Origin of the sequence: Agarivorans sp. B2Z047, from assembly GCF_023373605.1 — a bacterium.
Lineage (GTDB): Bacteria > Pseudomonadota > Gammaproteobacteria > Enterobacterales > Celerinatantimonadaceae > Agarivorans > Agarivorans albus.
This window is the reverse complement of sequence record NZ_CP088080.1, coordinates 1,193,341-1,212,158: the sequence shown is the minus strand read 5'-3', so window position 1 is coordinate 1,212,158 and position 18,818 is coordinate 1,193,341. Positions and strand designations below refer to the sequence as shown.

Annotated in this window: 19 protein-coding genes; 10 read left to right on the top strand and 9 right to left on the bottom strand. The window is 44.0% G+C overall.

Annotation, left to right across the window (positions count from 1 at the left end; translation table 11 throughout):
* Positions 1–191: 191 nt before the first annotated feature.
* From fbaA to tkt, 4 genes are all read right to left on the bottom strand, one after another.
* Entirely contained in the window at positions 192–1,268 is a 1,077-nt protein-coding gene (fbaA, locus tag LQZ07_RS05690) for a class II fructose-bisphosphate aldolase (RefSeq protein WP_016400870.1), read from the bottom strand.
* Positions 1,269–1,366: 98 nt separating this feature from the next.
* On the bottom strand, positions 1,367–2,530 hold the full coding sequence (locus LQZ07_RS05685) for a phosphoglycerate kinase (protein WP_152780440.1): 1,164 nt from the start codon (positions 2,528–2,530) through the stop codon (positions 1,367–1,369).
* 55 nt (positions 2,531–2,585) lie between these two features.
* A complete protein-coding gene (gene epd / locus LQZ07_RS05680; protein WP_152780442.1) occupies positions 2,586–3,611 on the bottom strand; it encodes an erythrose-4-phosphate dehydrogenase in 1,026 nt (341 codons plus the stop codon).
* A gap of 85 nt (positions 3,612–3,696) precedes the next feature.
* The gene (tkt, locus tag LQZ07_RS05675; RefSeq protein ID WP_016400867.1) at positions 3,697–5,691 is read right to left on the bottom strand and encodes a transketolase; all 1,995 of its coding nucleotides are present in this window, start codon (positions 5,689–5,691) and stop codon (positions 3,697–3,699) included.
* Positions 5,692–5,897: 206 nt separating this feature from the next.
* On the opposite strand from tkt, the gene LQZ07_RS05670 reads away from it, so the two are divergent.
* The 4 genes from LQZ07_RS05670 (at position 5,898) to LQZ07_RS05655 (ending at position 10,127) form a co-directional block, all read left to right on the top strand.
* On the top strand, positions 5,898–7,169 hold the full coding sequence (locus LQZ07_RS05670; RefSeq protein ID WP_152780444.1) for a chloride channel protein: 1,272 nt from the start codon (positions 5,898–5,900) through the stop codon (positions 7,167–7,169).
* A gap of 350 nt (positions 7,170–7,519) precedes the next feature.
* A complete protein-coding gene (locus tag LQZ07_RS05665) occupies positions 7,520–8,065 on the top strand; it encodes a hypothetical protein (RefSeq protein ID WP_016400865.1) in 546 nt (181 codons plus the stop codon).
* A gap of 351 nt (positions 8,066–8,416) precedes the next feature.
* Positions 8,417–9,568 carry a methionine adenosyltransferase gene (metK, locus tag LQZ07_RS05660; RefSeq protein WP_016400864.1) on the top strand — a complete coding sequence of 384 codons (1,152 nt, stop codon included), beginning with the start codon at positions 8,417–8,419 and terminating at the stop codon, positions 9,566–9,568.
* A 19-nt stretch (positions 9,569–9,587) separates the two neighbouring features.
* Positions 9,588–10,127, top strand: coding sequence for a SprT family zinc-dependent metalloprotease (locus tag LQZ07_RS05655; RefSeq protein ID WP_371923309.1), 540 nt, complete (start codon positions 9,588–9,590; stop codon positions 10,125–10,127).
* Here the strand turns inward: LQZ07_RS05655 and LQZ07_RS05650 are convergent.
* Entirely contained in the window at positions 10,124–10,567 is a 444-nt protein-coding gene (locus tag LQZ07_RS05650; RefSeq protein WP_152780446.1) for a hypothetical protein, read from the bottom strand. The two genes, LQZ07_RS05655 and LQZ07_RS05650, sit on opposite strands and share 4 nt — an antisense overlap.
* Before the next feature lie 183 nt (positions 10,568–10,750).
* On the opposite strand from LQZ07_RS05650, the gene rsmE reads away from it, so the two are divergent.
* The 4 genes from rsmE to ruvX are packed head-to-tail and all read left to right on the top strand — an operon-like array spanning position 10,751 to position 13,458.
* Positions 10,751–11,482, top strand: coding sequence for a 16S rRNA (uracil(1498)-N(3))-methyltransferase (gene rsmE, locus LQZ07_RS05645; protein WP_152780448.1), 732 nt, complete (start codon positions 10,751–10,753; stop codon positions 11,480–11,482).
* Complete coding sequence (gene gshB / locus LQZ07_RS05640) at positions 11,483–12,439, top strand: glutathione synthase (RefSeq protein ID WP_016400860.1); 957 nt, start codon at positions 11,483–11,485, stop codon at positions 12,437–12,439. It begins immediately after the preceding gene.
* A gap of 27 nt (positions 12,440–12,466) precedes the next feature.
* A complete protein-coding gene (locus tag LQZ07_RS05635; RefSeq protein ID WP_016400859.1) occupies positions 12,467–13,030 on the top strand; it encodes a YqgE/AlgH family protein in 564 nt (187 codons plus the stop codon).
* Positions 13,030–13,458, top strand: a complete 429-nt coding sequence (gene ruvX, locus LQZ07_RS05630; RefSeq protein WP_016400858.1) for a Holliday junction resolvase RuvX — start codon at positions 13,030–13,032, stop codon at positions 13,456–13,458. The genes LQZ07_RS05635 and ruvX overlap by 1 nt, the downstream gene beginning before the upstream one ends.
* A gap of 71 nt (positions 13,459–13,529) precedes the next feature.
* Here the strand turns inward: ruvX and LQZ07_RS05625 are convergent, their stop codons facing one another.
* Entirely contained in the window at positions 13,530–14,939 is a 1,410-nt protein-coding gene (locus tag LQZ07_RS05625) for a sodium:alanine symporter family protein (protein WP_152780450.1), read from the bottom strand.
* Between the two features lie 307 nt (positions 14,940–15,246).
* On the opposite strand from LQZ07_RS05625, the gene LQZ07_RS05620 reads away from it, so the two are divergent.
* The gene (locus LQZ07_RS05620; protein WP_016400856.1) at positions 15,247–15,414 is read left to right on the top strand and encodes a DUF3545 family protein; all 168 of its coding nucleotides are present in this window, start codon (positions 15,247–15,249) and stop codon (positions 15,412–15,414) included.
* A gap of 51 nt (positions 15,415–15,465) precedes the next feature.
* Here LQZ07_RS05620 and LQZ07_RS05615 read toward each other — a convergent pair whose 3' ends face one another.
* A complete protein-coding gene (locus tag LQZ07_RS05615) occupies positions 15,466–16,023 on the bottom strand; it encodes a hemerythrin domain-containing protein (RefSeq protein WP_152780452.1) in 558 nt (185 codons plus the stop codon).
* Between the two features lie 428 nt (positions 16,024–16,451).
* On the opposite strand from LQZ07_RS05615, the gene grcA reads away from it, so the two are divergent.
* The gene (grcA, locus tag LQZ07_RS05610) at positions 16,452–16,832 is read left to right on the top strand and encodes an autonomous glycyl radical cofactor GrcA (protein ID WP_016400854.1); all 381 of its coding nucleotides are present in this window, start codon (positions 16,452–16,454) and stop codon (positions 16,830–16,832) included.
* A 67-nt stretch (positions 16,833–16,899) separates the two neighbouring features.
* On the opposite strand, the gene tesB is transcribed toward grcA, so the two are convergent.
* Together tesB and LQZ07_RS05600 are read right to left on the bottom strand one after the other, a co-directional pair.
* Positions 16,900–17,760, bottom strand: coding sequence for an acyl-CoA thioesterase II (gene tesB / locus LQZ07_RS05605; RefSeq protein ID WP_152780454.1), 861 nt, complete (start codon positions 17,758–17,760; stop codon positions 16,900–16,902).
* Positions 17,761–18,115: 355 nt separating this feature from the next.
* Complete coding sequence (locus tag LQZ07_RS05600; RefSeq protein WP_152780456.1) at positions 18,116–18,754, bottom strand: hypothetical protein; 639 nt, start codon at positions 18,752–18,754, stop codon at positions 18,116–18,118.
* Between the last annotated feature and the right edge of the window lie 64 nt (positions 18,755–18,818).

The window sequence follows — 18,818 nt, the reverse complement described above, 5'->3', positions numbered from 1 at the left end:
AAAAGCGAGAAAAATGAAATGCTTGGAATTGTTTAGAAATGGAGAATTGAGAACCAGAAAAAATGTATAAAAAAGTTTACAAAAAAGAAAAGTGTTAGATTATTAATTAGTTTAAAAGTATTTACTAGGCGGCTAAAAACAATTAAAGCCCACCGAGGTGAGCCTTAACTGATAAAGTCTTGATGACTAAATTACAGTACGTCTACTGCATTTAGGTCAGCAAAAGCTTTTTCTAGGCGAGTAACCATGCCTGATTGACCAGCGCGTAACCAAACACGTGGGTCGTAGAACTTCTTGTTAGGTTGGTCAGCACCTTTAGGGTTACCGATTTGACCTTGCAAGTATTCACGGTTAGCCGCTTCATATTCACGGATACCATTCCAAGTTGCCCACTGAGTATCAGTATCGATGTTCATTTTGATAACACCGTAACCAATTGACTCTTGGATTTCAGCTTCTGAAGAACCTGAACCACCGTGGAAAACAAAGTTAAGTGCATTTGGTGCAATACCAAATTTCTCTGCACAGTAAGCTTGAGAATCACGAAGAATAGTAGGAGTAAGTACAACGTTACCCGCTTGGTAAACACCGTGTACGTTACCGAAAGAAGCCGCAATAGTGAAACGAGGGCTAATTGGGTTAAGTTTTTCGTAAGCGTAAGCTACGTCTTCTGGAGAAGTGTAAAGCTCAGACGCGTCCATATCAGAGTTGTCTACGCCGTCTTCTTCACCACCAGTACAACCTAGTTCAATTTCTAGCGTCATGTCCATTTTAGCCATGCGCTCTAGGTACTTACCACAGATCTCAATGTTCTCTTCTAGAGACTCTTCACTTAAGTCAATCATGTGAGAAGAGAATAATGGCTTGCCAGTTTGTGCGAAGAACTCTTCACCAGCGTCTAGTAGGCCGTCAATCCAAGGTAGCAATTTCTTAGCAGCGTGGTCAGTGTGAAGAATCACAGGAACGCCGTAAGATTCAGCAATTGCGTGAACGTATTTAGCACCAGCTACAGCACCTTTGATTTGTACTTCTTGTCCTTCAAGTTTCAGACCTTTACCAGCGAAGAAACCTGCACCGCCGTTAGAGAACTGAACTACAACTGGAGCTTTAACTTTAGCAGCAGCTTCTAGAACACCGTTGATTGAGTCAGTGTTAACTACGTTAACTGCTGGCAAAGCGAATTTGTTTTCTTTAGCAATTTCGAAAACTTTCTGTACGTCATCACCAGAGATTACACCTGGCTTAACTGCGTCAAAGATCTTAGACATAGCAATGGTTCCATTTAGTCTTATTGATTAAAAATTATTCATTTCTGTATAGAACATTCTAATACAGAAAACGGGAGCCGAAGCTCCCGATCAAGTAATTAGCCTTTTGCACGCTCTTCAAGCATGGCTACAGCTGGTAATACTTTGCCTTCTACAAACTCTAGGAAAGCGCCGCCGCCAGTAGAGATGTAAGAAACATCGGCTTTAATACCAAACTTGTCGATGGCCGCTAGTGTATCACCGCCGCCCGCTACAGAGAAGCCCGCAGATTCTGCGATAGCTTTAGAAATACCCGCAGTACCGGCTTCGAAGTTTTTGAATTCGAATACGCCAACTGGGCCATTCCAAAGGATTGTTTTAGCATTACCAATAATTTCAGCTAGTGCTGCTGTAGAATCTGGACCTAAGTCGAAGATCATGTCGTCGTCTTGTACTTCAGATACTGGCTTAATTTCCGCTTCTGCGTTTTCGTCAAATGCTTTAGCACATGCAACATCAGTAGCTACTGGAATCGCACACTCTTTCATTAGCTTTTTAGCAGTATCTACTAGGTCAGCTTCGTATAAAGACTTACCTACATTGTGGCCGTCAGCAGCGATAAAGGTGTTAGCAATACCACCACCTACTACTAGTTGGTCAGCAATTTTAGATAAAGACTCAAGTACGGTTAGTTTAGTAGAAACTTTAGAACCACCAACAATTGCTACTAGTGGACGCTCTGGGTTGTCCATCGCTTTACCTAATGCTTCTAGCTCAGCAGCTAAAAGAGGGCCAGCACATGCTATAGGAGCGTGAGTGCCTACACCGTGAGTTGAAGCTTGGGCGCGGTGAGCAGTACCAAATGCGTCCATAACGAAGATGTCACACAATGCAGCATACTTCTTAGATAGCTCTTCTTCGTTTTTCTTTTCGCCTTTGTTGAAGCGAACGTTCTCAAGAACAACCAATTCACCAGTGTTTAGCTCTAGGCCATTTAGGTAATCTTTAGCTAATTTAACGTCACAGTCTAATGCGTCGTTTAAGTAGTTAACTACAGGAGCTAGAGAGAACTCTTCTGCGTATTCGCCTTCAGTTGGACGACCTAGGTGAGAAGTAACCATTACTTTAGCGCCAGCTTCTAGACAACGCTTGATGGTAGGAAGAGATGCAAGAATACGTGCATCTGAAGTTACTTTTCCGTCTTTTACTGGAACGTTTAGATCAGCACGGATAAATACGCGTTTGCCTGCAAGATCTAAGTCGGTCATTTTGATAATTGACATTATCTGTCCTCTATAGTTTCAATTTAAACTTACAGTTTAGCCAGCATGGCTAAACCTACAATTCCGTGTTACTCATTAACTCAGCGGTGTCTAACATACGGTTGGCGAAGCCCCACTCGTTGTCACACCAGGCCAACACTTTTACTAAATGTTCGCCGCTTACCCGGGTTTGTGAACCGTCTATAATGCTTGAATGACTATCGTGATTAAAATCGATAGACACCAATGGTTCTTCGGTATAACTCAAGATGCCGCTTAATTTACCGCAAGTTGCAGCTTGGATGGCTTGATTTATATCAGAAACTGTAACTTTTTTACACAATGTTACACTTAAGTCCATCGCCGTAACGTTCTGCGTTGGCACCCTTACCGCAATTGCTTCAAATTTACCTGCAAATTTAGGTAAGATCCGCTCTACACCTTTAGCCAGCTTAGTATCAACCGGGATTATTGATTGCCCTGCAGCACGTGTTCTACGTAAGTCTTTATGGTAGGCATCAATCACTTGTTGGTCGTTCATTGCCGAGTGAATTGTAGTAATAGTACCACATTCAACCCCAAAGGCTTCATCTAAGACCTGTATCACCGGCACAATACAATTGGTGGTACAAGAGCCATTTGACACCACTTTATCGGCTGCACTTAATAGCTGGTCATTTACACCATAGACTACTGTTTGGTCTACGCAAGGATCGGCAGGATGAGAAAACAAAACTTTCTTAGCACCTGCGTCAATATGCATTTGCGCATCGGCTACCGAGCTAAAACGGCCAGTACATTCCATCACAATGTCTACTTCAAGATCTTGCCAAGATAGTGTGCTGGGATCGCTTTGATGTAGCAACTGTATAACTTGCCCTTCCACCAGCAATGTTTCGCCTTGGAGCAGTACATCTTCGGCAAAAGTACCGTGGGTAGAATCGTACTTAAGCAGGTGAGCCATAGCTTCTGGGCTTGCCAGTTCGTTAATCGCGACAATTTTAATTTGATGCTGACGATGAGATTCAAAAAGAGCGCGAACCACACTACGGCCTATTCGACCAAATCCGTTGATGGCTACTCTAATAGCTTGCTTAGGCATACATATCGCCTTTTGATAACGCTGAAACAAAGAACCCTCTTAGCAGAGGGTTCTATTTTTTACTGAACTTACACCAAGCTAGCGCTTATAGTAGTTCGTTAGCCATGCTCACTAAGTTTTCTTTAGTGAAGCCAAATAGCTTGAATAGTTCACCAGCAGGCGCTGATTCACCAAAGGTAGTCATACCTAGAACTTTGCCGTCGAAGCCAACGTACTTGTACCAGAAGTCAGCAATACCGGCTTCTACTGCAATACGCTTGCGCACAGCATTAGGTAATACCGATTCACGGTATTCAGCTGATTGCGCATCAAATACATCGGTAGCTGGCATAGACACTACTCGTACTGCTTTACCAGCAGCAGTCAGCTCTTCGTAAGCCGCAACTGCTAGTTCTACTTCAGAACCGGTCGCAATTAAGATTAACTCTGGTGTACCTGCACTGTCTTTAAGCACGTAACCACCACGTGCTACGTCAGCTAACTGCTGAGCATCACGCGCTTGCGGCGCTAGACCTTGGCGAGAGAAAATTAGTGAGGTTGGGCCGTCGCTGCGTTCTACCGCATGACGCCAAGCTACTGCAGACTCAACCGAGTCACATGGGCGCCAGGTGCTCATGTTAGGCGTTAAACGCAAGCTTGCTGTTTGCTCTACTGCTTGGTGAGTTGGGCCATCTTCGCCCAAACCAATTGAATCGTGCGTGTATACAAAAATCGCAGGTTGCTTCATTAATGCAGCCATACGCAAAGCGTTACGCGCGTATTCCATAAACATTAAGAAAGTTGCACCGTAAGCTTTTAGGCCGCCGTGCAAAGTAATGCCGTTCATAATGGCCGACATACCAAACTCACGAACACCGTAGTGCATGTAGTTGCCTGAAGCATCTTCAGCAGTAACAGCTTCAGAGCCAGACCACATAGTAAGGTTAGATGGCGCTAAGTCAGCACTACCACCTAGTAGCTCTGGCAATTTAGGACCAAAGGCTTCTAGTGTTTTTTGTGAAGATTGGCGGGTAGCAATTTTAGCTTGGCTTTCTTGCAACTCGCTAATGTAGTTATCGGCAAACTCTTTCCAGTCGGCAGGTAGTTGACCATCAACACGACGCTTAAATTCAGCAGCCAATGCTGGGTGAGCAGCTTCATAACCAGCAAATAACTGATTCCACTCTGATTGCGCTTTTTCACCATTAGGTTTGGCATCCCACGCTTGGTAAACATCTTGTGGAATATCAAACGCAGCGTGTGGCCAGTTTAAGAATTCGCGGGCAGCAGCGATTTCTTCAGCGCCTAGTGGAGCACCGTGACAATCGTGGCTACCAGATTTGTTTGGCGAACCAAAACCAATAACGGTTTTACAACAAATCATGGTTGGGCGAGTAGTTTCAGCTTGAGCAGCTTTAATTGCAGCGCTAATCGCTTCACTGTCGTGACCATCTACGCCACCAATTACGTGCCAACCGTAGGATTCAAAACGCTTAACTGTGTCATCGGTAAACCAACCTTCAACTTCACCATCAATCGAGATGCCGTTGTCATCCCAGAATGCGATAAGTTTGCCTAAGCCTTGAGTACCCGCCAAAGAACACGCTTCATGCGAGATACCTTCCATCAAACAACCGTCACCAAGGAAGGTGTAAGTGTAGTGATCAACTACTGGGAAGCCATCGCGGTTAAATTGAGCCGCTAAGATTTTCTCGGCTAGCGCCATACCTACTGCGTTGGTAATACCTTGGCCTAATGGACCAGTGGTGGTTTCTACGCCAGGTGCATAACCGTACTCAGGGTGACCAGGCGTTTTAGAATGCAGCTGACGGAAGTTTTTAAGCTCTTCAATAGGTAGCTGATACCCAGATAGGTGCAGTAGAGAATACAGCAACATTGAGCCATGGCCGTTAGATAGAATAAAGCGGTCACGGTCTGCCCAGTTTGGGTCAGTTGGGTTATGTTTCAAAAAGTCGCGCCATAGAACTTCAGCAATGTCTGCCATTCCCATTGGTGCACCAGGGTGACCAGAGTTAGCTTGCTGAACTGCATCCATGCTTAAAGCACGAATAGCGTTGGCGTATTGACGACGAGAAGACATGAATTTCTCCTGCAAATATTAGGGCTATTGGGTATCGAGAGGCGCGTATTGTCACAAAGTCAACGGTGTTACTCAATATTTATCTAAAAAGAATCTCCAGTTTTATGCATTTTTTCTGCTGAATGCTTAAGCAATCGCATATTTACAGTTTGAATCTTCGTGATAAAGTCTTGATATAAGAACCAAACAAGGACGTTAAACAAAAAATGGCGAACAACTTTGCTTTTCGCAGCCGCAGTTTTTTTGTTTACCTGTTCATAGGTTTGTTCTCCAGTGGCTTAGCATTATTGTTTAGTGATCTCGCCCACCTCAACCCTAATCAGTTTCTTGATTCGCCGTTACCTGCTTATTCACTGCCCTTTATTGCGGCTATTTGTATTCTGTTGTTTGAGCGCTTATTTAGTTGTTACAAACAAGTGGGTTTAATTTTTGTGGTGAAGGCTTACCACTTTGATGAGGGGCAGCTGCACTGGGGTAACCTGATATATCAGTTTGCGGTAGGCCTGCTGTTAACGTGGGGTGGCTATGCTGTGGGAATAGTAGGCCCCGCCTGTTATCTAAGTGCGGTTGTTGCCAGTAATTTGTCTTACTCCGCGCGCTTAACCGAAGGTCAAGTACGCTTAAGTGTTGCATGTGGCACCGCCGCGGCAGTAGCGGCTTTATTTAATGCCCCATTAGCCGGTACGGTGATAGCTTATGAGTTAGTCATGCGCCGCTTTAACTGGCGCTCTATCGCCACCATTGCGGTGGTGGCAGCAACAGCAAGCGTTATATCGCAATTACATGGTGGAAGCATGTTAACAATTAACCTGCCTCCACAGTCTTTTGAATGGCATGGTTTAGCGCAGTTTGCCTTACTCGGCATGTTGTGTGGTGTATTTGCTACTTTGCTGGTTAAGCTTATTCGCGCCATGCCTAAACTTAACCGCAACTATGCAGTAACTATTGCGGCTAGTGTGACCGCTTTAGCAGGACTACTAAACCCTCAATGGTTAGGTTTAGAACCTATTACGCCAAACGGTTTACTTTATTGGGAGCTAGACCTTGGCCAACAGCACCTCTGGTTATTAGCTAGGATCGTCTTAACCACTGTAGCTTTAGCCTTTGCCCTACCCGGTGGCAGTTTGGGCCCCATGTTGGTAATTGGCGGTATTTTAGGCAGTATCATTGGCGAGGTTATTCCTAACAGCGCAGACTTAATGCTAGTGATAGTAGGTATGGGCGCCATGTTTGGCGCAGTATTTCGCACCCCCTGGGCAGCATTTTTGCTAATTACCGAACAAACCATGCAGGTTGAAATTGTTATACCAGCCATAGTGGCGTGTTTGTGCGCTAGTGCCATTGCCAAATATATCTTCCGTTCACCCAGTTTGATTGAGCAGCAACTACTCAATGCGCAAATCCGCTTAATCAATAGCCCCGTTCTAGTTAAGGAAGAAAACAAAACGCTAGATAGTGAACAGTTGCAGCAAAGTTAAATGTAAGACTCAGCAATAGCGGCGACGACAAAGAGACAGCTTAAATACAAACACCCTCGCATTCTCTATTACCAAAACAACTCGCTAGCTAGATAAACGGAGCAGCGCTCTCCCAACAAATGCAGAAACGAATAGCCCAGTCCCAGCATTACAGATAGCAAAACCCTAACTAGCAAAAATGAGCCGATAATACCTGTCAAATAAGACAAGAAAGGAGCTATTCACCGGAAAAACTACGCGAAATGAAAATGAGAACGGTATCACAGAAAAATACGATAGGCTTGCAGGCTTAAGTGTTCTAGAATGACACGGATATTAATAGTGGCTTTGTATTTTATAGGGATTTTTTTATGCGCCGCCCAGTTGTACTGTTAATAATGGCTTGGTTTTCAGGTCAAGTTTTTGCTGCCGTAAATACTGACACCACCACCTTCCAAGCTAATAGTCGAGTGATTAAAAGCTTCAGCGATGAACATGGTGAAACGACCAAGCACATACCTAGCATCAAAAAGTTCGATGCTGGCCAATACTTCTATTCGCAAACTCTTAAGTACCACGACTTTGTTTGGTCGTGTAAAGAATACGATGATGGCGGCCAATGCCTAGATTTAACCCGTAGCCCTCGTCCTCCAATTCGCTTAGTCTCTTTTGTGCATGACCGAAATGACCAAAGTAAAATTCAAGCCGATTTGGTGCTGCTTTATAACCAGCAGAACGACAAAAAAATTGAGCTAATTAACTTGAGTGAAGACAGAACCGCTCGTAGCAAGTATCAAGTTTCTACTCTGCCGGTCGTAGTGATTGTGCGTGGCGACGAAGAAATCGCTCGAAAAACCGGACTTGAAACCAGGCAAAACATGAGTAACTGGATCAAGCACGAGCTGAGCAAGCCCTAACAACGCAACTTGCACTCAAAATTGTACACTTAGCCGCTTTAAAAGTGGCTAAATGCTTTACAGTTCAAATTAAGATCTAACATTTAGGCTTTTCTAAGCAGTGCTCTGTATCTGCCGTTCTGACTTACCACCAGCCCCTAAAGAAAGCTAAGCGATTAGCAACAAAATAGTTTTTGCTAAGATCTTAAAGCTGAAAGCCTGCGTACTAGTGGGCAAATTCAATAAAACTAATCTGCCAATGTGAATTATTTTCATTAATAAGCGCTAGCAAATCTTTTACCCCTCACTTAGAATAGACGTCCAGATGGTAAAACATCCATACGTATATAATTCCATTTACGAGATATAAACATGGCTACTCATTTATTTACTTCAGAATCAGTGTCTGAAGGGCATCCAGACAAAATTGCAGATCAAATCTCTGATGCAGTATTGGACGCAATCTTAGAGCAAGACCCAAAGGCACGTGTAGCCTGTGAAACCTACGTAAAAACCGGCATGGTAATGGTAGGCGGCGAAATCAATACCTCTGCCTGGGTTGATATCGAAGAACTTGCTCGCTCAACAGTACGTGACATTGGCTACACCCACTCGGATATGGGTTTTGATGCTGATTCTTGCGCAGTGCTTAACGTTGTGGGCAAACAAAGCCCAGACATTAACCAAGGTGTAGACCGCTCACGCCCAGAAGATCAAGGCGCTGGTGACCAAGGTTTAATGTTTGGTTATGCCACCAACGAAACCGACGTATTAATGCCTGCACCAATTACTTACTCACACTTGCTGGTTAAGCGCCAAGCAGAAGTGCGTAAAAATGGCACGCTTGACTGGTTACGCCCAGATGCTAAATCACAAGTTACCTTTGCTTACGAGAATGGCATTATCACTGGCATTGACGCTGTAGTTTTATCTACTCAGCACTGTGACAGCATTTCTACTGCCGATTTACGTGAAGCCGTAATGGAAGAAATCATTAAACCAGTGCTACCTGCACAGTGGCTTAACGATAAGACCCAGTTCCACATTAACCCTACTGGCCGTTTTGTAATTGGTGGCCCAATGGGTGATTGTGGCTTAACCGGTCGTAAAATTATTGTAGATACTTACGGCGGCATGGCACGCCATGGTGGCGGTGCATTCTCAGGTAAAGATCCTTCAAAAGTTGACCGCAGTGCCGCTTACGCTGGCCGCTATGTAGCTAAAAATATTGTTGCCGCAGGTTTAGCCGATCGCTGTGAGATTCAAGTATCGTATGCAATTGGTGTTGCGGAGCCGACTTCAATCAGCATTGATACCTTTGGCACTGGCAAAATTGCCGATGACAAATTAGTGGCTTTAGTGCGTAAGCACTTTGACCTGCGCCCTTACGGTATTTTAAGCATGCTAGATTTGGAACGCCCAATCTATAAAGCAACCGCTGCTTATGGTCACTTTGGTCGTGAAGAGTTCCCTTGGGAAGCGACTGATAAAGCAGAACTACTAAAGAGTGAAGCAGGCTTATAAGCTATTGCTCATTCGTTAAATTAAGCCGAAAGCGTATAATCGTCGATTATCCTTTCGGCTTTTTTATTGGCTAAGTCTAAGAATACAATTTGTGCAGCAAATAACTCATCAAGTAGAACAGTGCTTTAGGCTGGCTGAAAGCTATTTTAAGCAAAGCTTTAAGCGCCCCGAGCTGGTGCTGTCATCGCGAAAAAGTAAAGTGGCGGGCAGCGCCAATTTAAGCCAATGGCGCTTGCGTTTTAACGCCCACTTTTATCAACAGCAACCAGAACACTTTTTAGCACAAACCGTCCCTCACGAAGTGGCTCATCTGGTCTGCCACGCGGTTTACGGTCGAGTAAAACCCCACGGTGTAGAATGGCAACAGATAATGCAGCAGGTTTTTAACTGCCCCGCAGCTACCACTCACAACTACTCACTAGAACATCTACAGCTAAGCAGTTTTGAATATCGCTGTGCCTGCCAAGTTCATCAATTAAGCGTACGGCGTCATAACAAAGTGCTAAAAGGGGCTGCTTACAAATGTCGAAACTGCCAACAACCACTCTTTCAATGCTAAGTTTGTTCACTCGCTATACAACTCTCTTTTGAAATCACCTTCGTAGGTAACCCATTACGACCACCTTTAAGGTCAACCATAAAACCTAAGCCATCGTTAAGTGCAGAGTTCTCTAAGTAATTACTTTCGTCACAAACAACTTTAGTAAGCCAGCTTTCCATTATACCAACTGAATTTGCAGTCCAGCCTCTACGTTTATCACGAAGCCTGCGTTCTATAACCAAAACATCTCCTTTGAAATAACATTGCTGGCGTAAATAAGGAGGAGTTTCCACGTTGGTATTACAATGGCTTAATACCAGCTCCTTGGTCTCTTCTGATATTGAAAATGCAGGATCAGCTTGATAAGCCAACGCAATGCTCTCTGCATTTTGATTTAGGTTCGCACAGCCACTAAAGAGAAATAAAGAGGCTAGAGGTAAAGTCCATTTAATAAACAACACGATTTCCTTTTCGTTATCGACAAAAGCAACAATATGAAGGAATCAGGATATAAATCAACAAATAATACAAAATAACTGTAATTCTAGTTTTGCTATTCTAGGCTTAACTACTTTTTAGGTTTATCCTTTAACAGTCAAATCCTTAACCAATACAACAACCCAAAGGGCCTATTTTTCACCATGCGCATTCCACGAATTTTCCACTCTCTGCCGCTCTCGCTAAACATGGTCACAGAGCTTGATGATGAAGCAGCCAATCACGTTGGGCGGGTACTGCGCATGGAAGCTGGCCAGCAACTGGAGCTGTTTAATAACGATGGCAATAACTACGCAGCACAAATAGAAAACGCCAGTAAGAAGCACGTGTCGGTGAAAATTACCGCAGTTGCCGCTAACCCTAGCGAGTCTCCTCTGCATATCCATCTAGGCCAAGTGATTTCTCGTGGTGACAGAATGGAGTTTACCATTCAAAAATCCGTGGAGCTGGGAGTAAATAAAATCACCCCACTCACCAGCGAGCGTTGTGGGGTCAAGCTCAATCAAGAGCGCTTTGAGAAGAAGCGCCAACAATGGCAAAAAATTGCTATTGCTGCTTGTGAGCAGTCGGGGCGCAGTGTTGTGCCAGAAATAGCGCCACTGCAAAGCCTAGAGCAATGGGCCAGTGAAGAGTCTGCCGCTATGAAGTTGAATTTGCACCCAAAGGCCCCATATAGCATTAAGACCCTGCCAACTCCTGAACACGGAATAAGGCTACTTATTGGGCCAGAAGGTGGCTTAAGCGAGCAAGAAATTGAGAACTGCAATCAGCATCAGTTTCAAGAGACAATTTTAGGGCCGCGGGTACTGCGAACCGAAACCGCTGCCCTTACGGCTATTACCGCTTTGCAATGTCAATTTGGAGACTTAGCATAAATGAGCATTAAACTTGGTATCGTGATGGATCCCATCGCCGACATTAACATCAAAAAAGATTCTAGTTTCGCCATGTTGCTAGAAGCTCAATCACGCGGCTACGAGATTTACTATATGGAGATGCAAGATCTCTATTTAGATGGCGGCAGAGCTGCAGCTAATATGCGCCCATTAGCCGTACAACATGACGAGCAATCTTGGTATGAATTAGGCAGTGAAGTGGATCAAAGCTTGAGTGAGCTAGATGTCATTTTAATGCGTAAAGATCCTCCATTTGATACCGAGTTTATCTACGCCACATATATTTTGGAGCGCGCCGAAGCCGAGGGCAGCTTAATCATTAACAAGCCGCAAAGCTTACGCGACGCTAACGAGAAATTGTTTACAGCCTGGTTTGCCGAGTTTACCCCAACCACGCTAGTTAGCAGTGATATGCCGCGCTTAAAAGCTTTCCACCAGCAGCACAAAGACGTCATCATGAAACCACTAGATGGTATGGGTGGAGCGTCGATCTTTCGCCTAAAAGAAGGCGATCCAAATGTTGGCGTGATACTCGAAACTCTCACTAATCATGGTCAAGAGTACTGCATGGCGCAGAAGTTCATCCCAGAGATTGTAGATGGCGATAAACGCATTTTGATTGTAGATGGAGAGCCTATGCCCTATTGCTTGGCGCGCATTCCATCGAAAGGCGAAACCCGTGGCAACCTGGCTGCAGGTGGCCGAGGTGTTGCTCAACCACTTTCAGACAGCGACTGGCACATCGCGAATGCCATAGGCCCGGCTCTAAAAGAAAAAGGCTTAGTATTTGTAGGCTTAGATGTAATTGGCGATAAAGTGACTGAAATAAACGTCACCAGCCCTACCTGTATCAAAGAAATTGAAGCAGCCTACGATATTTCCATTACCGGTAAGTTAATGGATGCAATAGAAGCTAGACTTAAATCATCAACCTAAGTAGTTAAAAGGGTTAATTTGGACGCAATGAACACTTTGCAGAATCAGTTTTTAATCGCCATGCCGAGCTTAGAAGACCCTTTCTTCAAGCGCTCTGTAGTCTATATGTGTGAACATAATGAAGAAGGCGCAATGGGCCTGGTGATTAATGTACCAGTAGACTTGTCGGTGGAATCGCTGCTGCAACAAATAGAGCTGCAAGACCAAGTAGAAATGATCCGAGAAGATTTGGACCGCCCGGTTTATCAAGGCGGTCCTGTGTCGCAGGAGCGAGGCTTTGTGCTGCACTCACCGGTAAAAGGCTTTAGCAGCAGCTTAAAAGTGAGTGAAGAGCTCATGGTCACCACATCTAAGGACGTGCTCGACACCTTAGGCACTGATTCCCAGCCCAGTGATTATATCGTCACCCTTGGTTATGCCAGCTGGGAAGCCGGACAGCTGGAGCAAGAGATTGCTGAAAACTCTTGGCTAACCTTACCGGCCAGTACCGACATTATTTTCTCAACCCCCATTCATAAACGCTGGGAAGCCGCGGCCAAAAGTTTGGGCATTGATATCTGGCAATTGTCTAACCAAGTAGGTCACGCTTAATGGCCAGATCTGGAGAGCGCTCAGCCCTTGCTTTTGACTTTGGAACCAAAAGTATTGGTGTTGCCATCGGTCAAGAGTTAACGGGCTCAGCTAAGCCGCTGGCCGCCATCAAAGCTCAAGATGGCATTCCAAATTGGCAAACTTTAGAAGAACTGCTCAAGCTATGGCAGCCCGATCTACTGGTAATTGGTTTGCCACTTAACATGGACGGCACCGAGCAAGATCTCACTAACCGAGCTAAAAAGTTCGCCAACCGCCTACATGGCCGTTTTGGCTACCCAATAGCGATGCAAGATGAACGCTTGACCACGGTAGACGCCAAAGAAAAGTTATTTGAGTTAGGCGGTTATAAAGCCTTAGAAAAAGGCGCTGTTGATAGCCTAGCCGCCGCCTTAATTTTTGAAAGCTGGTGCGCCGAGCAATACTAGTAGTTCACTTAAATTAGTTAATAAAAAGCCTCGATACTATCGAGGCTTTTTTGTTTGAAGAACTAAGCCTTCTATTTACTTGAGCCAGACCAAATATCTTTATCTATTTGCTGTTTCAATTCTGGGTACTCGTCGCTGTTGAAACTTGGCACTTTACCGGCGTCTAGCTGACGATTGTAGTCAGAGGCTAGTTTCACTACCACACCAGAGAGCATCAAAATAGCCACAAGGTTGACTAGCGCCATAAAGCCCATCGATACATCAGCTAAATTCCAAATAATGTCGATTTTGACCACTGCGCCTACCATTACCATTGCTAGTACCAATAAGCGGAAGATCCACAAACCGGCTTTATGGTTGTGCTCTAAGAAGATTAAGTTAGTTTCTGCATACGAGTAGTTACCCACTATCGATGTGAAAGCAAAGAAAATAATCGCAATACCTACAAAGTAGCTTCCCCAGGCACCCACTTGACCACTTAAAGCTTGCTGGGTTAGTGCAATGCCATCACCAGTAAGTTGTTCATTGTGGCTAAGCAAAATAATCGCTGCAGTGGCAGTACAAATCACCACAGTGTCGATAAATACCCCAAGCATCTGCACATAGCCCTGAGAAGCAGGGTGCGGCGGATAAGGCGTTGCTGTGGCCGCTGCGTTAGGCGCGCTACCCATACCAGCTTCATTGGAGAATAAGCCACGCTTAATACCGTTCATCATCGCCGCGCCTAAAGCACCAGCACCAGCCTCCTCAAAACCAAAAGCCGAGCGGAAAATAAGGCCGAACACCTCTGGCATTTGTTGAATATTCGCCAATACAACCAGTAAGGCCACTACCACATAAGCTAAGGCCATCACTGGCACCATCAACTCAGCAAAGCGAGCGATGCTGCGAATACCGCCAAAAATAATCAGCGCAGCCGCAATCACCAGTACTAAGCCCACTAGGTATTTCTCAAAGCCAAATGCTTCATGCAAAGCAGAAGCTATAGATTTAGCTTGTACAGCGTTAAACACTAAGCCAAATGCAATGATTAGACAGATGGCAAATACCATGCCCATCCAACGTTTGCCTAAGCCTTGCTCCATGTAATAAGACGGGCCACCGCGAAAATTACCATCGCTGTCTTTTACTTTATAAAGCTGGGCTAAGCTGCTTTCAGCAAAGCTAGTTGCCATACCCAACAAGGCGATTAGCCACATCCAAAATACCGCACCAGGCCCACCTAAGGTTACCGCAACAGCCACACCGGCTAAGTTACCGGTACCTACCCGCGCCGCAAGACTAGTACATAAGGCTTGAAATGAGGAGATACCACTAGCATCACATTTACGGCTAGACTTCATTACCGAAAACATATGACCAAAATGGCGAAATTGAATAAATTTGGTTCTTACGGTGAACAACACACCCGTACCCAACAACAAGTAGATGAGCAAGTTGCCCCACAGCACATCGTTTAACCAGTTCACAATCTCATTCATGGTTCAGATTCACCTTACGTTTAATGTTGGTTAAAAACCTAAGCTAGGTTTGAATGGACGCGGATTTTAAGGAACTGCGCGCGACTATGCTTTGATATATAACAAAAACAAGATAAAAACTCACATCGATATAAATTAACGGTATAAAAATCCATGACTACAAATAGCAACTACAGATAAAGCTTAGAAAATCTCGCAAAAAAAGCCTAAAAAAGTGAGCCGCTGTAACTATTTTGCAACATTAGTATTTTACTTTTTGTGCTCGTATGGTACTTATTAAATTGCAACAACATACAAGGAGATAACCATGGATAGGCTAGACTTGGATACTGTTGAAACCAGCAAATCTTCTCGCAGTTCAAATAAGAAACGTAAATGGCGAGAGATTGAGGCAATTAAAGATAAGATTCGCTTACAAAAAGAACTACAGTCAATCGACCACAGTTTTGATCTTCAATCAGAGTACGAATACTAAACAAAAAAACCCGGCTTTAGCCGGGTTTTTTATTTGCTTAAATTATACTCTTTACTCTTCTTCTTGAGGTTGAGACAGCTTAATTCGCTCAGACAAAGCTTTATATTGCTCATGAACACGGTGACCAAATAATGGGTCTTCGTAATTACCGTGCTGCCAGCTTTGCTCAATTGCGCGCCAATCATCCGCTGTAAGGTGGCGTTTTAAGGCAGGGAAAACAACATCCTCTTCGTAATTAAGGTGTTCCCACTGAGCATTAATAAAGGCTTCCAGCTTGTCACTAAATTGATCCAGTGGAACCACTGCATCAAGCAAGATGATATCTAAGATATCGCTTAACTCATCGGTCATCGCCATAAGATTTTCATGCTGCTTCTTAAGTTGATTGGATAAATCATCCTCTACTACACGGAATTTCACGTAGTAATCATAAATAAGATCTTCTTTAGGGTGGTGATAACGGTCTGCGTACTCTTGCATGTAGCTAATGATATGGGCGATCAACTTATATTTAACCGCTTTTTCATTGCGAATATGAGCCAACTTCTGCTCTAACACCTTCAGCAATTTAGCGATATTTTGATGATCTTGTTGAAGACTTTGTAACATTGCTTCTCCTTGGCTAACCAGCACTTTTCAAATCAGTATAAAGGACTCACCGTTGTACTATTATTGCGCTAGATCGTTTATTAGACAGATTTGCTTTTCGCTCAGTTCACACTTTTTAAGATAAACACGCCAAAAAGCGGGTTTGTACTGTTTGTTAACTACTAAGCCATAAAAAACAAATGCTTGTATAACACATCAATGATAAACGCTTATTTCTTATTCAAGCACAGCTCAAGGCACTAACACAAGCAATCAAACCTCCACTTAACCTTAATCAACAAAGATAACAATAAAAATCAAAAAAAACCCTTTTTTGATTAAGGTCAATTGTAGTATAGTTACAGCAAGTGGCGATAATGATTCGTAAGTGGCTCAAGGATCGCTATATTCTGTAATAAAATTACAACTTTTAGCTAATGAGGTATGTTATGACCACCGGTATTCAAATCACTAAAGCAGATAACGACGCACTATTGGGTTCTTTTTGGCTACTAGACAACGAGCAAAATCAAGCTCGCTGCCTATGTGTAAAAGACGAGCTATACGCTGAAGATGAAGTGGTAGCTATCGATAAACTAGGTCAAATCGAATATCGCGAAGTACCAATGAAAGCTCAGCCAATCGAAGAAGGTGGCCAACACCTAAACGTTAACGTTCTTCGTCGCGAAACGTTAGAAGATGCAGTTAAGCACCCAGAGAAATACCCGCAGCTTACTATTCGTGTTTCTGGTTACGCTGTTCGCTTCAACTCTCTTACTACTGAGCAACAACAAGACGTAATTACGCGTACTTTTACTGAATCACTATAAGACTCAGTAACTAAAACGAAAAAAGCATGCCTAGGCATGCTTTTTTGTTATCTAGGCTCTACACAAGCTAACTTCGCTCTCTAATTACGCCTTCTTGGATGGTAGACGCAACCAACTTGCCATCTCGAGTAAAGAACTGCCCTCTTACCAATCCTCGGCCATTAGATGCTGCAGGGCTATCCACCACATACAATAACCATTCATCTAAGCGAAAATCATGGTGAAACCACATACTGTGATCAATGGTTGCAGTTTGCATCTGCGGCTCAATAAATGAACGTCCATGAGGCTGCAAAGCGGTAGGCAAAAAGTTGAAGTCAGATGCATAAGCCAATAAGTAGCGATGAATCCGCCCGTCATCGGGCATTTGGCCATTAGCCTTAAACCATACACAACGTTTAGCGGCGAGTTTTTCTGGCTGGAGGGGATTAACAAACTCCACCGGACGCATCTCTAAAGGCTTATCACAAATGAACTTGTCACGCACTGCATCGGGTAGCATGTCACGCAGCTGAAAAGCATACTCTTGCTCTGATTGCAGTTCTTCTGGAGCTGCGACGTCAGGCATTTCATCTTGGTGTTCAAAACCAGTAGACGGCTGCTGAAAAGACGCCGTCATATAGAAAATAGGCTTACCAAATTGAATCGCTTTAACACGGCGAGTAGATACACTGCGACCATCACGAATGCTTTCTATGTCGTAAACGATGCGATGATTTGGATCGCCCGGTCGTAAAAAGTAAGAGTGGAAAGAGTGAACCTGGCGCTTTTCACTCACTGTTTCTTTAGCGGCAGACAAGGCCTGCCCCATTACTTGGCCGCCAAATACTGCACCAAAGCCTAAATCTTGGCTATGCCCGCGAAATAGGCCTTCTTCAATGCGCTCTAAGCTTAATAGCTCGAGCAAATCTTTTAACACTTTACTCATAGTTTTCGTATTTTGTTCTAGCAATCTTTGCAATATGCGTGAGAACGCTGCAAAGATCAACTTGATAGCTAGGCGATATTTATTTGACTAACTAGGGTCTGTTGATCTTTGGTGTTGAAATTTTGTTCGAGATAAGCGGGCTTTAATCGCGGCGAGCACTTAGAAGCCTAGTGGGCTAAGTAAGAAATGCTTAACAAAGAGTAAAGTTCGCTTATCCGAACCCTTCGGGCAGCATTTGTTAGCCATTTATTCAGCGTTAGCGAGTGATTATTAAGCCCACTTAACTGCACACTCACTGCCTTGCCTAAATGGCTAATAAATTGCTGCAAGAACCATCAGCAAAGATCAACAGACCCTAGTCACTAATCAGCAAAGGCACTTGCGTTAATTTAGCCAGCTGAGTGGCGAAATGTACTAGCTGCTCAATAGCTTGCTCAATATCATTAACTCGTTGATGCTTACCGGCATTACTTGCCGTAACTAGCTCTTGGCTTAACTGCTCAGCCAGCTCGTCATAAGAAGCTTGAAAAGCCTCTGGGCATTGCTGAATCACTTGGCTAATCGCTGCAGAGTCGTGATACATAAACTCTATGCCAGCAAAGTCATTGCTCGACCAATGCATCTGGGAATGCTGCATAATAGTAAAGTACAGCTCAAACCAGCTGTTATAACCCGCTCCCAGCTGATAATAATCTTCATCAAAGTGATGATAGAGAACATTAAAACTAGTTAGCTGATTCTGCGGCTGGGTGAATTGCCAATCCATAAAGTTATACGCTGGCTGCAAAGGCCCATTTGCAAGGCGCATTAAGCTATCCAGCTCGCCATGAATGCAGCGAAACATTAGACTAACTTCGCCAGATGTATCAACTAATTCCGCGTAACTCAATTGCTGCTCAGCACTTTGTTGGTAATGCCAAGCATTGCTAGGTTCAGCGTTTGTAGTAGCACTTATTAAACCACTCACTATGCTAATTATCAGGCTGGCTTTCATGCTTTCACCATTTCTTTTACAAACAAAAACAGCGCCATAAAGGGCGCTGTTTTAAGTCGTTTAG

Excerpts from the sequence above, each read along its gene's own strand:
- fbaA (WP_016400870.1), bottom strand. The coding sequence starts at position 1,268 with ATGTCTAAGATCTTTGACGCAGTTAAGCCAGGTGTAATCTCTGGTGAT.
- LQZ07_RS05685 (WP_152780440.1), bottom strand. The coding sequence starts at position 2,530 with ATGTCAATTATCAAAATGACCGACTTAGATCTTGCAGGCAAACGCGTA.
- epd (WP_152780442.1), bottom strand. The coding sequence starts at position 3,611 with ATGCCTAAGCAAGCTATTAGAGTAGCCATCAACGGATTTGGTCGAATA.
- tkt (WP_016400867.1), bottom strand. The coding sequence starts at position 5,691 with ATGTCTTCTCGTCGTCAATACGCCAACGCTATTCGTGCTTTAAGCATG.
- LQZ07_RS05670 (WP_152780444.1), top strand. The coding sequence starts at position 5,898 with ATGGCGAACAACTTTGCTTTTCGCAGCCGCAGTTTTTTTGTTTACCTG.
- LQZ07_RS05665 (WP_016400865.1), top strand. The coding sequence starts at position 7,520 with ATGCGCCGCCCAGTTGTACTGTTAATAATGGCTTGGTTTTCAGGTCAA.
- metK (WP_016400864.1), top strand. The coding sequence starts at position 8,417 with ATGGCTACTCATTTATTTACTTCAGAATCAGTGTCTGAAGGGCATCCA.
- rsmE (WP_152780448.1), top strand. The coding sequence starts at position 10,751 with ATGCGCATTCCACGAATTTTCCACTCTCTGCCGCTCTCGCTAAACATG.
- gshB (WP_016400860.1), top strand. The coding sequence starts at position 11,483 with ATGAGCATTAAACTTGGTATCGTGATGGATCCCATCGCCGACATTAAC.
- LQZ07_RS05635 (WP_016400859.1), top strand. The coding sequence starts at position 12,467 with ATGAACACTTTGCAGAATCAGTTTTTAATCGCCATGCCGAGCTTAGAA.
- ruvX (WP_016400858.1), top strand. The coding sequence starts at position 13,030 with ATGGCCAGATCTGGAGAGCGCTCAGCCCTTGCTTTTGACTTTGGAACC.
- LQZ07_RS05625 (WP_152780450.1), bottom strand. The coding sequence starts at position 14,939 with ATGAATGAGATTGTGAACTGGTTAAACGATGTGCTGTGGGGCAACTTG.
- LQZ07_RS05620 (WP_016400856.1), top strand. The coding sequence starts at position 15,247 with ATGGATAGGCTAGACTTGGATACTGTTGAAACCAGCAAATCTTCTCGC.
- LQZ07_RS05615 (WP_152780452.1), bottom strand. The coding sequence starts at position 16,023 with ATGTTACAAAGTCTTCAACAAGATCATCAAAATATCGCTAAATTGCTG.
- grcA (WP_016400854.1), top strand. The coding sequence starts at position 16,452 with ATGACCACCGGTATTCAAATCACTAAAGCAGATAACGACGCACTATTG.
- tesB (WP_152780454.1), bottom strand. The coding sequence starts at position 17,760 with ATGAGTAAAGTGTTAAAAGATTTGCTCGAGCTATTAAGCTTAGAGCGC.
- LQZ07_RS05600 (WP_152780456.1), bottom strand. The coding sequence starts at position 18,754 with ATGAAAGCCAGCCTGATAATTAGCATAGTGAGTGGTTTAATAAGTGCT.